Annotated in this window: 10 protein-coding genes and 1 rRNA gene; 1 reads left to right on the top strand and 10 read right to left on the bottom strand. The window is 72.4% G+C overall.

Annotated features, from left to right (window positions below):
* The 9 genes from BMZ50_RS22220 to BMZ50_RS22180 form a co-directional block, all read right to left on the bottom strand.
* A 16S ribosomal RNA gene (locus BMZ50_RS22220) occupies positions 1-206 on the bottom strand; the annotation flags it as partial.
* A gap of 577 nt (positions 207-783) precedes the next feature.
* Positions 784-1590: a 4-hydroxy-tetrahydrodipicolinate reductase gene (gene dapB, locus BMZ50_RS22215; RefSeq protein WP_218146384.1), complete on the bottom strand. Its 807-nt coding sequence runs from the start codon at positions 1588-1590 to the stop codon at positions 784-786.
* A gap of 48 nt (positions 1591-1638) precedes the next feature.
* Positions 1639-2001, bottom strand: coding sequence for a VanZ family protein (locus tag BMZ50_RS22210; RefSeq protein WP_091329605.1), 363 nt, complete (start codon positions 1999-2001; stop codon positions 1639-1641).
* Positions 1998-3380 (bottom strand): M16 family metallopeptidase, encoded by a 1383-nt coding sequence (locus tag BMZ50_RS22205; RefSeq protein WP_245753805.1) that lies wholly within the window; start codon positions 3378-3380, stop codon positions 1998-2000. Before BMZ50_RS22205 ends, BMZ50_RS22210 begins: the two co-directional genes overlap by 4 nt.
* Entirely contained in the window at positions 3377-5653 is a 2277-nt protein-coding gene (locus BMZ50_RS22200) for a polyribonucleotide nucleotidyltransferase (protein ID WP_091329603.1), read from the bottom strand. Before BMZ50_RS22200 ends, BMZ50_RS22205 begins: the two co-directional genes overlap by 4 nt.
* A gap of 247 nt (positions 5654-5900) precedes the next feature.
* Positions 5901-6170: a 30S ribosomal protein S15 gene (gene rpsO, locus BMZ50_RS22195; RefSeq protein WP_091329600.1), complete on the bottom strand. Its 270-nt coding sequence runs from the start codon at positions 6168-6170 to the stop codon at positions 5901-5903.
* A 138-nt stretch (positions 6171-6308) separates the two neighbouring features.
* The gene (locus BMZ50_RS22190; RefSeq protein WP_091329598.1) at positions 6309-7280 is read right to left on the bottom strand and encodes a bifunctional riboflavin kinase/FAD synthetase; all 972 of its coding nucleotides are present in this window, start codon (positions 7278-7280) and stop codon (positions 6309-6311) included.
* A 7-nt stretch (positions 7281-7287) separates the two neighbouring features.
* Positions 7288-8427 carry a branched-chain amino acid aminotransferase gene (locus BMZ50_RS22185; protein ID WP_177212939.1) on the bottom strand — a complete coding sequence of 380 codons (1140 nt, stop codon included), beginning with the start codon at positions 8425-8427 and terminating at the stop codon, positions 7288-7290.
* Positions 8428-8546: 119 nt separating this feature from the next.
* Positions 8547-8903, bottom strand: coding sequence for an antibiotic biosynthesis monooxygenase family protein (locus BMZ50_RS22180; RefSeq protein WP_091329619.1), 357 nt, complete (start codon positions 8901-8903; stop codon positions 8547-8549).
* 50 nt (positions 8904-8953) lie between these two features.
* Here BMZ50_RS22180 and larB point away from each other — a divergent pair, with 50 nt between their 5' ends.
* Positions 8954-9631: a nickel pincer cofactor biosynthesis protein LarB gene (larB, locus tag BMZ50_RS22175; protein ID WP_091329596.1), complete on the top strand. Its 678-nt coding sequence runs from the start codon at positions 8954-8956 to the stop codon at positions 9629-9631.
* Here the strand turns inward: larB and larE are convergent.
* On the bottom strand, positions 9622-10461 hold the full coding sequence (gene larE / locus BMZ50_RS22170) for an ATP-dependent sacrificial sulfur transferase LarE (RefSeq protein WP_091329617.1): 840 nt from the start codon (positions 10459-10461) through the stop codon (positions 9622-9624). The two genes, larB and larE, sit on opposite strands and share 10 nt — an antisense overlap.
* Positions 10462-10477 lie beyond the last annotated feature (16 nt).

Here is a 10477-nt window from a genome sequence, read left to right as displayed (position 1 = left end):
TTTCCACCGCCGGACCATGCGGTCAGCGGTCATATCCGGTATTAGCCCCAATTTCTTGGGGTTATCCCGGAGCCGGGGGCAGGTTGCCCACGTGTTACTCACCCGTTCGCCACTGATCCCCGCCCGAAGGCGGTTCACCGTTCGACTTGCATGTGTTAAGCACGCCGCCAGCGTTCGTCCTGAGCCAGGATCAAACTCTCCGTAGATGATTTGATCGCGGCTGAGAACCGCGAGCTGACACTCGCGATATCAATCAACCAAAGGAATCCCCACCGGACCATCAAGACCCGGCACGGGGTTATTACTTGGCACTGACTTTCGGCACGCTGTTGAGTTCTCAAGGAGCGGACGCGCAGCGACTCGACCCTCGCGGGCTTCGTCCCTGGCGGCTGTTCCACGTTACGCCACTCGCTCTGGCAGTCAAGCCCGGGGTCTGTGACCCTGGCCTCCTGCCTCGAGGGCGGCACCCAGTACAACCGGGAACCCCTGGGATGCATTCCCCGCGGTTCGCCCGACTGCTGAGCGATCGGCACCCGGTCCAACCGTCGGGGCGCGGGTTGTTCTCCCGTGTCCCGCTCCGGTCTCGCCGGGCGCAGAGAGAAAGTTACGTGGCTCTGTCGGCGGCGTCAAACCGGGAAGAGCCCGGCAGGGCTCCACCGGGCCACCCGACGGCCTCTTCGGGCGGAAAAGTGCAGGTCAACGGCTTGTCACTCCTGTCGGGATGCGAGGCAGGTCACTCTCCATGACGCCACATCAGCACCACCCGTCGGCTGCGTCAGGCGCTCACAGGCCCAGGAAGCTCTCGATCCCCACGGTCAGACCGGGCCGGCGTCCGATCTCCCGGACGGCGAGGAGGACCCCGGGCATGAAGGAGGCCCGGTCGTAGGAGTCGTGCCGGATCGTGAGGGTCTCCCCCGCCGCGCCCATGAGCACCTCCTGGTGCGCCACCAGCCCGGTCAGGCGCACCGCGTGGACGGGCACTCCCTCGACGTCGGCGCCGCGGGCGCCGGGCAGGGAGTCGGTGGTGGCGTCGGGCGAGGGCGGCAGGCCTGCGGACCGACGGGCCGCGGCCACCAGCCGGGCGGTTCGGACCGCGGTACCCGAGGGCGCGTCGACCTTGTGCGGGTGGTGCAGCTCGACGATCTCGGTGGAGGGGAAGAAGCGCGCCGCCTCCTGGGCGAAGCGCATCAGCAGCACCGCGCCGATGCCGAAGTTGGGGGCGATGACGACGCCGAGGTCGGGCTTGGGCTCGAGCCACTGGGCGACCGTGGCGAGCTTCTCCTCGTCGAAGCCGGTCGTCCCGACGACGCAGTGGATGTTGTTGTCGATGCAGAATCGGATGTTGTCCATCACCACGTCCGGCCGGGTGAAGTCGACGACCACCTGGGCCCCGGCGTTCGCGATGTCGAAGAGCCAGTCCCCGGAGTCGACCATCGCGACCACCTCGAGGTCGTCGGCGGCGTTGACCGCCTTCACGACCTCGGTGCCCATGCGTCCTCGGGCGCCGAGGACACCTACCGGGATCCGGGGGGCGTCTCCGGTGGGGGCCGTCGATTCCTGCTGGTCGCGTGCGGAGGCGCTCGTGGTCACCGGGTCAGGTTTCCCCGGAGTGGTCCCTGATGCAAGGCGACCGCCCGGTCAGGTGCGGCGGGCGATCCCGGCCCACAGGAGCAGCCCGGCGATCACGCCGAGGACGTCGGCCGCCCAGTCGGCCACCGAACCGGAACGCTCCAGCGCGGAGAGCGCCTGGACGACCTCGCTGGCCGCGGCGTACAGCACGAGGAGCCCGACGAGGACGGCCGTCCGGATGCCGGCCCACAGACCGGTGACCGCCAGCGAGGCGAACAGCGCGACATGCACGATCTTGTCGACGCCGGGCGCCGCGGACGGGATGTCGCTGCCCGGCGTGAACAGCACCGCCAGCGACACCAGCACCACCACCGCGAAGGCGCCGCGCGACAGCGCGCCGTGAACGGCGAGCACCGGGCGGGAACCGCTCATCGCAGCCGGTCGAGCTGGGACTCGCGGTAGGGCCCCACGACGGCCAGGCTGGTCTCCCGCGTGAGCAGATCGGCGGCTGTCGCGCGCACGTCGTCCTCTCCCACGGCGTCCAGCCGCCCCAGCACCTCGGGCACGGAGAGGTACTCGCCGTAGGCGAGCTCGCTCTTGCCCAACCTGCTCATGCGCGACCCGGTGTCCTCCAGGCCCAGGACCAGACCGCCCTTGAGCTGACCGCGCCCGCGGGCCACCTCCTCGGCCGTCAGGCCGTCGGCCGCCACGCGCGCCAGCTCCTCGCGCACGAGCCGGAGCACCTCGGGGACGCGCTTGGGCGAGCAGCCGGCGTAGACGGAGAACGACCCCGTCCCGGCGTAGTGGGTCAGCGCGGTGCCGACGCTGTAGACCAGGCCGCGCTTCTCCCGGATCTCCTGGAACAGCCGGGAGCTCATGCCGCCGCCGACGGCGGTCTCCAGGACCGCAGCGGCGTACCGGCGCTCGTCCAGCCGGCCGATCCCGACCGAGCCGAGCAACAGGTGCGTCTGCTCGGTGTCCCGCCGGATCAGTCCGGTGGGCCGGGCCGGGCGCGTCGAGACGCCCTCTCCTCCCCGGCGCAGCGGTGCCGGATGCCCGTCACCGGAGAGCCGTGGGCCGAACGCGGCGGCGACCAGGTCCAGCACCTGCTGGTGCTCCACCCGGCCGGCGGCCGTGACGACGATCGACGGGACGGCGTACCGCTCCCGGTACCAACCGTCGACGTCGTCCCGGGTGAGGGACTCGATCGACTCCACGGTGCCCAGCACCGACCGCCCCAGCGCCGAGGCGCCGAACAGGGTCTCGGCGAACAGGTCGTGCACGGCGTCGGCGGGCTCGTCGTCGCGCATGGCGATCTCCTCGAGCACCACCGTCCGCTCGGACTCGAGGTCCTCGGCGGTGTTGAGCGCATCGGTGACCAGGTCACCGAGCAGGGTCACCGCCATCGGCAGGTCGCTGGCGAGCACGTTCGCGTAGTAGCAGGTGTGCTCCTTGGCGGTGAACGCGTTCATCTCACCGCCGACGGCGTCCATCGCCGTCGCGATCTCCAGTGCGCTGCGGCTCCGGGTGCCCTTGAACAGCAGGTGCTCGAGGAAGTGCGAGGCCCCGGCCACCCGGTCGCTCTCGTCCCGGGAGCCGACGCCGACCCAGATGCCCACGGTCGCCGAGAGGACACCGGGCATCGTCTCGGTCAGGACCCGCAGACCGCCCGGCAGCTCGGTCCGCTCCACCCGGCCGCCGAACTGGTCCACGTCGAGGACGACGGTCTCCCCCGCACCGACCGGGGCCGGGCGGGGCGCGATGGCTCCCGTCCCGGCCCCGGCCGGCACCTGCTCGATGTCCGTGATCACGCCTCCGCGGGGGCGGCGGGCTCGGTGGTGTCGCCGGCGGAGGCGGCCGCGCCCTCGCCCTCGGCCTCCACCGGGACGAGGCTGATCTTGCCGCGGGCGTCGATGTCGGTGATCTCCACCTGCAGCTTGTCGCCGACGTTCACGACGTCCTCGACCTTCCCGATCCGCTTGCCGCCACCGAGCTTGCTGATGTGGACCAGACCGTCCTTGCCCGGCAGCAGGGAGACGAAGGCACCGAAGGGCGTGGTCTTGACGACCGTGCCGAGGAAGCGCTCGCCGACCTTGGGCATCTGCGGGTTGGCGATGGCGTTGATCCGGTCCACCGCGGCCTGGGCCGAGGGGCCGTCGGAGGCGCCGACGTAGATCGTGCCGTCGTCCTCGATGGTGATGTCGGCGCCGGTCTCGTCCTGGATCGCATTGATCATCTGGCCCTTGGGGCCGATGACCGCGCCGATCTTGTCGACCGGGATGCGCACCGTGGTCACCCGCGGGGCGTACGGGCTCATCTCGTCGGGGCCGTCGATGGCCTCGCTCATGACGTCGAGGATGTGCAGCCGGGCCGCGCGGGCCTGGGTCAGCGCCTGGGCCAGGACGTCGGACGGGATGCCGTCGAGCTTGGTGTCGAGCTGCAGCGCCGTGACGAAGTCCTTGGTGCCGGCGACCTTGAAGTCCATGTCACCGAAGGCGTCCTCGGCACCGAGGATGTCGGTCAGCGCCAGGTACTCGGTCTTGCCGTCGACCTCGTCGGACACCAGGCCCATGGCGATGCCGGCGACCGGCGCCCGGAGCGGCACACCGGCGTTGAGCAGCGCCAGGGTCGAGGCGCAGACCGAGCCCATGGACGTCGAGCCGTTGGAGCCCAGCGCCTCGGAGACCTGCCGGATCGCGTAGGGGAACTCCTCGCGGTCGGGCAGCACCGGCAGGATGGCCCGCTCGGCGAGGGCGCCGTGGCCGATCTCGCGACGCTTGGGCGAACCCACCCGGCCGGTCTCGCCCGTGGAATACGGCGGGAAGTTGTAGTTGTGCATGTAGCGCTTGCGGTTCTCCGGCGAGAGCGTGTCCAGCTGCTGCTCCATGCGGAGCATGTTCAGCGTGGTGACGCCCAGGATCTGGGTCTCCCCGCGCTCGAACAGCGCCGAGCCGTGCACCCGCGGCACGACCTCGACCTCGGCCGAGAGCGGCCGGATGTCGGTGGGGCCGCGACCGTCGATGCGGACCTTGTCGCGCAGGATGCGCTGCCGGACGAGCTTCTTGGTGAGCGCGCGGAAGGCTCCGGAGATCTCCTTCTCGCGGCCCTCGAACTGGCCGGCCAGGGCAGCCTTGACCTCGTCCTTGAGCGCTTCGGTGGCCGCTTCGCGCTCCTGCTTGCTGGGGATGGTCAGGACCTGCGCCAGCCGGTCGCCGACGAAGGCCTCGACGGCGGCGTAGACGTCGTCCTGGTAGTCGAGGAAGCGCGGGAACTCCTGGACCGGCTTCGCGGCCTTCTCCGCGAGCGCGCTCTGCGCGTCGCACAGCGACTTGATGAACGGCTTGGCGGCCTCCAGCCCCTGGGCCACGACCTCCTCGGTCGGGGCGGTGGCGCCACCGGCAACCAGCTCGATCGTCTTCTGGGTGGCCTCGGCCTCGACCATCATGATCGCGACGTCGCCGTCGGGCAGGACCCGGCCGGCCACGACCATGTCGAAGACGGCCTCCTCCAGCTCCGCGTGGGTCGGGAAGGCGACCCACTGGCCGCGGATGAGCGCGACGCGGGTGCCGCCGATCGGGCCGGAGAACGGCAGGCCCGACAGCTGGGTGGACGCCGAGGCGCCGTTGATCGCCATGACGTCGTACAGGTGGTCGGGGTCCAGCGCCATGACGGTGATGACGACCTGGACCTCGTTGCGCAGGCCCTTGGCGAACGTCGGCCGCAGCGGGCGGTCGATCAGCCGGCAGGTGAGGATCGCGTCCTCGGACGGGCGGCCCTCGCGACGGAAGAACGAACCGGGGATGCGGCCCGCGGCGTACATTCGCTCCTCGACGTCGACCGTCAGCGGGAAGAAGTCGAACTGCTCCTTGGGCTGGCGCCCGGCCGTCGTGGCCGACAGCAGCATGCTGTCGCCCATCGTGACGACGACGGAGCCGGCGGCCTGACGGGCCAGACGGCCGGTCTCGAAGGTGATGCTGCGGCTGCCGAAGCTGCCGTTGTCGATGATCGCGGTGGCGGTGGTGACCCCGTCCTCGGGGTCGAACTCAGCGGCGGTGCCGCCGTTCTGGGTGCTGGGTGCGGACACTGTGTCCTCTTCCTACGTCGCATGCGGCGACGTCCTCTTGTGGCGCTCTGCGCCGACTGCGCCCGGGGTGACCGGTCTTCGATCGAAGCCCTCGGGAGAACGTTCCCCGCGGAGGGGAAGAGCATGCCCGGGGGCCACTACCGAGGACCGGCCCGCGTCGGGGCCCGGCACAGAATGCCGTGGGTCTCGGGCGGCGGATGCCGCACGAGAGAGGGGACCGTCCCGGTGGAACGGTCCCCTCGTCGTGCTATCGGCGCAGACCGAGCCGCTCGATGAGGGAGCGGTACCGGTTGATGTCGGTCTTGGCCAGGTAGTTCAGCAGCCGGCGACGCCGGCCGACCAGCAGGAGCAGGCCCCGCCGGCTGTGGTGATCGTGCTTGTGCTGCTTGAGGTGCTCGGTGAGGTCGCTGATCCGGCGGGTCAGCATCGCGACCTGCACCTCGGGCGAACCCGTGTCCTTCTCGACCGTCGCGTACTCGGTCATGATCTGCTGCTTCGTCGTGCTGTCGAGCGCCATGAACGGCCTCCTGGGCAGGTCACGTGTGGCCCCCGGTCTGGGTCACGGGGGCAGCTGTCACACCTGTCGGAAATCCCGACAATTGCCCAGGCTACCAGCGCGTCGGCGCGCCCCCTCCGCGGGAAGCGGGTGGGCTCCTCAGACAGAGGGCGGCAGGCCCAGCACCGCGCGGGTCCGGGCGACGTCCCGGTCCATCGCCGCGACCAGGCCCGCGACGTCGGCGAAGGCGGCCATGGGGCGCAGCCGCTGGACGAACTCCACGCCGACGTGCTCGCCGTAGAGATCGCCGTCGAAGTCGAGCAGGTAGGCCTCCACGGTGCGTCGGCTGCCCTGGAACGTGGGGTTGGTGCCCACGGAGATGGCGGCTGGCGCGGAGCTGACGGTGGTGCCCGTGCGGAGGTCGCGGATGACCAGCGACCCGGCGTAGACGCCGTCGGCGGGGATGGCCGTGAACGGCGGGGACTCCACGTTCGCCGTCGGGTAGCCCAGCTCCCGGCCGCGGCGGTCGCCGCGGACCACGACCCCCTCGATGCGGTGCGGCCGGCCCAGCGCCCGAGCCGCGGACACCATGTCCCCCGCGGCGACGCAGGCCCGGATGTAGGTCGAGGAGATGGTGATCTCACCGTCCTCCGACGAGTCGCCGGCCAGCGGGACGCCCTCGACCGTGAAGCCGAAACGCCGTCCCTCCTGGGTGAGCCGGGCGACGTCGCCGGCCGCACGGTGCCCGTAGGTGAAGTTCTCGCCCACCACCACCGAGGCCGCGTGCAGGTGCTCGACGAGCACGGTGTGGGTGAAGGTCTCCGGTGACAGGCGCATGAACTCGGGCGTGAACGGCAGCACGCACATCGCGTCGACCCCCAGCCCGGCGACCAGCTCGGCCTTGCGGTCCAGCGAGGTGAGGATCGCCGGGTGGGAGCCGGGACGGACCACCTCCGACGGGTGCGGGTCGAAGGTGAGCAGCAGGCACGGCCGGTCCATCGCCCGGGCCCGCGCGACCGCTGCACCGATCAGCTGCTGGTGACCGCGGTGCACGCCGTCGTACATCCCGACGGTGACCACCGTGCGGCCGAGGTCACCCGGGGTGGCCTCCAGCCCTCTCCACCGGAGCACGTTGGACTCAGGCGACCTTGTGGAGCCAGCCGTGCGTGTCGGCCACGCGCCCGTGCTGGATGTCGAGCAGGTGCTCGCGCAGGCGCATGGTCAGCGGCCCCGGCTTGCCGTCGCCGACGGTGAAGTCGCCGGTGCGCGCCTTCACCTCGCCGACGGGGGTGATGACCGCGGCGGTGCCGCAGGCGAAGGTCTCGGTGACGGTGCCGTCGGCGACGCCGGCCCGCCACTCGTCGACGCTGAACCGGCGCTCGGTGACCCGGTGACCCATCTCGCGGGCGACGGTGATCAGCGACTCCCGGGTGATGCCCGGCAACAGGGTGCCGGTCAGCTCGGGGGTGACCACCTCGGCGTCGGCACCCTCGCCGAGGACGAAGAACAGGTTCATCCCGCCCATCTCCTCGACATAGCGCTTCTCCACCGCGTCCAGCCAGACCACCTGGTCGCAGCCGGCCTCGATCGCCTGCTCCTGGGCCAGGAGGCTGGCCGCGTAGTTGCCGGCGCACTTCACGTCCCCGGTGCCGCCCGGAGCGGCGCGGATGTAGTCCTCGGAGAGGTAGACCGACACCGGGTGGACGCCCCGGGGGAAGTAGGCACCGGCCGGGCTGGCGATGACCAGGAACAGGTACTCGTGCGCCGGCCGGACGCCGAGGAAGGGCTCGGAGGCCAGCTGGTAGGGCCGGATGTAGAGCGTCTGGTCGGGGCCGGTCGGCACCCACTCGCGGTCGGCGTTCACGAGGGCGTCGACGGCGGCCACGAAGGCCTCCTCGGGCACCGGCGGCATCGCCAGCCGCTTGGCGCCGCGGGCGAAGCGGGCGGCGTTGGTCTCGGGGCGGAAGGTGGCGACGCTGCCGTCGGGCTGGGCGTAGGCCTTCAGCCCCTCGAAGATCGACTGGGCGTAGTGCAGCGCGGCGGTCGCCGGGTCGATCTGGAGCGGGGCGTAGGCGGTCAGCCGGGCGTCGTACCAGCCCCTCCCGGCCTGCCAGCGGGCGACGAACATCGAGTCGGAGAAGTACCGGCCGAAGCCCGGGTCGGCCAACAGCTCGTTGCGCTCGGCCGCCGGGCGCCGCCGCACGTCCTCCACGACCACCGGCACGCTCTCGGCGAACATCCGGGAGGAGATGCGGCTGTCGGCGAGCGTGTCGGTCATAGGTCGTCCCACCCTGCGGCGTGCGTGTTCGAGCCGTCCGGCGGCTGCCGACGGCCCGCTCACCCTAGCCCCGCGCCATCGCGGGGGGCCGACGGCTCCCGTCGGTCCCCCGCGTGCGCTCAGGCCTGGCTCTTCTGAGCGGGCCTCTCCTCCTGGGCGGGCCTCGGCCCGGCGGACTCGAGGACCTCGTAGCTCCACAGGTGGCTGGACTGCGCCGCCGCCGGCGCCAGGCTGTCCCCGCCGCCGGAGTGGGCGCGGTCGAAGTCCTGGCTGGACTGCCACGCCTGGTAGGCCGCCTCGCTGCTCCACCGGGTGTAGACGAGGTACTGGTCGGTGCCCTCCTGGGGCCGCAGCAGCTCGAACCACTCGAAACCGGGAGTGTTCTCCACCGCCCCCGCCCGTCCGCGGAACCGCTCCTCGAACCGGGCCTGCCTGTCCGGGGGCACGGTGATCACGTTGATCTTCACGACGCTCATGGGCATCCCCTTCCCGCACCGGTGAGCGGTCAATCCCGCATGCTGGCGGCGTGGATGCCCCCCGCACGGTCGATCTCGGCTTCGCCCGGCTCGACGTCGACCGCGCCGCCCGGACCGGTACACCCGAGGTCGTCTACGCGGCCGGGAAGACACCGGACCAGACGGTCGCCTGCCTGGCCGCGCTGCTGGAGGCCGACGGTGGCGGCTTCGCCTGGGCCACCCGGGTCGACGCCCCGACCGCGGCCGCCGCGCGGGCGCGCTGGCCCGGCGCCGTCGTCGACGAGGAGGCCCGGTGCGTGCTCGTGGGCACGCCGCCCGACCCGGTCGGGACGGTGCTGGTGCTCACGGCCGGCACCTCGGACGGGCCGGTGGCTGCCGAGGTCGCCGCCACGCTGGCCGCCTGCGGCGTCGGCTGCCGACGGGTGGACGACGTCGGGGTGGCCGGCGTGCACCGGGTGCTCGCGGTCGCCCCCGACCTGGCCGCGGCGGACGCGGTGGTCGTGGTCGCCGGCATGGACGGCGCCCTCCCCAGCGTGGTGGCCGGCCTGACCGACCGGCTGGTGGTCGCCGTGCCGACGTCGGTGGGCTACGGGGCGGCCTTCGACGGGCTGGCCGCGCTGCTGACCATGCTCACCGCCTGCGCGCCGGGCGTGCTGGTCGTCAACATCGACAACGGCTTCGGGGCAGGCGTGGCGGCGGCCCGGATCGTGCGCTCCGTTCAGCGGTAGCGCACCGGATAGGGCAGCAGCTCGTTCATCGACCCGGAGCGGAAACCCCGCGGGTCGACCTCCACCCGGTCGAAGCCGCGCACCGCCGCGAGCACGTCGGGGCGGGCGGTGAGCGCGGGGACGGCGGCGGCGTCGACCTCCACCCGCGCGGTGTGGCCGCCCAGGTCGCGCACGCGCAGGTTGCTGACGGCCACCCCGGCCGCGGCCAGGGCCGCCCGGAGCGTCGCCTCCGCCCGCTCCACCCGGGCGAGAGCCTCGGCGGTGACGGGGACGCCGTAGGCGATCCGGCTGGCCAGGCACGCGGCGGCCGGTTTGTCGGCCAGGGGCAGCCCCCAGCGGCGGGCGGCCGCCCGGACGTCGTCCTTGGTCAGGCCGGCCCGGGCCAGCGGCGCCCACGCGCCGCGCTCGGCCGCCGCCCGGATACCGGGCCGGAACCCGGCCCGCAGGTCGTCGGCGTTGGTGCCGGTGACGACGTCGGCGAGGCCGAGACCGGCAGCCAGCGGGGTGAGGACGTCGATCAGCTCGGTCTTGCAGAAGGCGCAGCGGTCGCCGCCGTTGGCGCGGTAGCCGGGGCGGGACAGCTCGTCGGTCCGCGGCTGCTCGTGCCGCACGCCCAGCGACGCGGCGAAGGCGGCGGCGCCGGCGCGCTCGGTCGCGGGCAGGCTCGGCGAGACGGCGGTGGCGGCGACCACCCGGGAGGGGCCGAGGAGCCGGACCGCCGCGGCGAGCAGCATCCCGGAGTCCACGCCACCGGAGAAGGCGACCAGCACCCCGGGCAGGGGGGCGAGCAGCGCGTCGAGATCGGCCAGCCGGCGGTCGAGGTCGCTCACGGTCCGGGAGGCTGCC

Origin of the sequence: Geodermatophilus ruber (genome assembly GCF_900114385.1) — a bacterium.
Taxonomy (GTDB): domain Bacteria; phylum Actinomycetota; class Actinomycetes; order Mycobacteriales; family Geodermatophilaceae; genus Geodermatophilus; species Geodermatophilus ruber.
The sequence above is the reverse complement of the archived record's forward strand: the minus strand, read 5'-3'. Positions and strand labels throughout refer to the sequence as shown.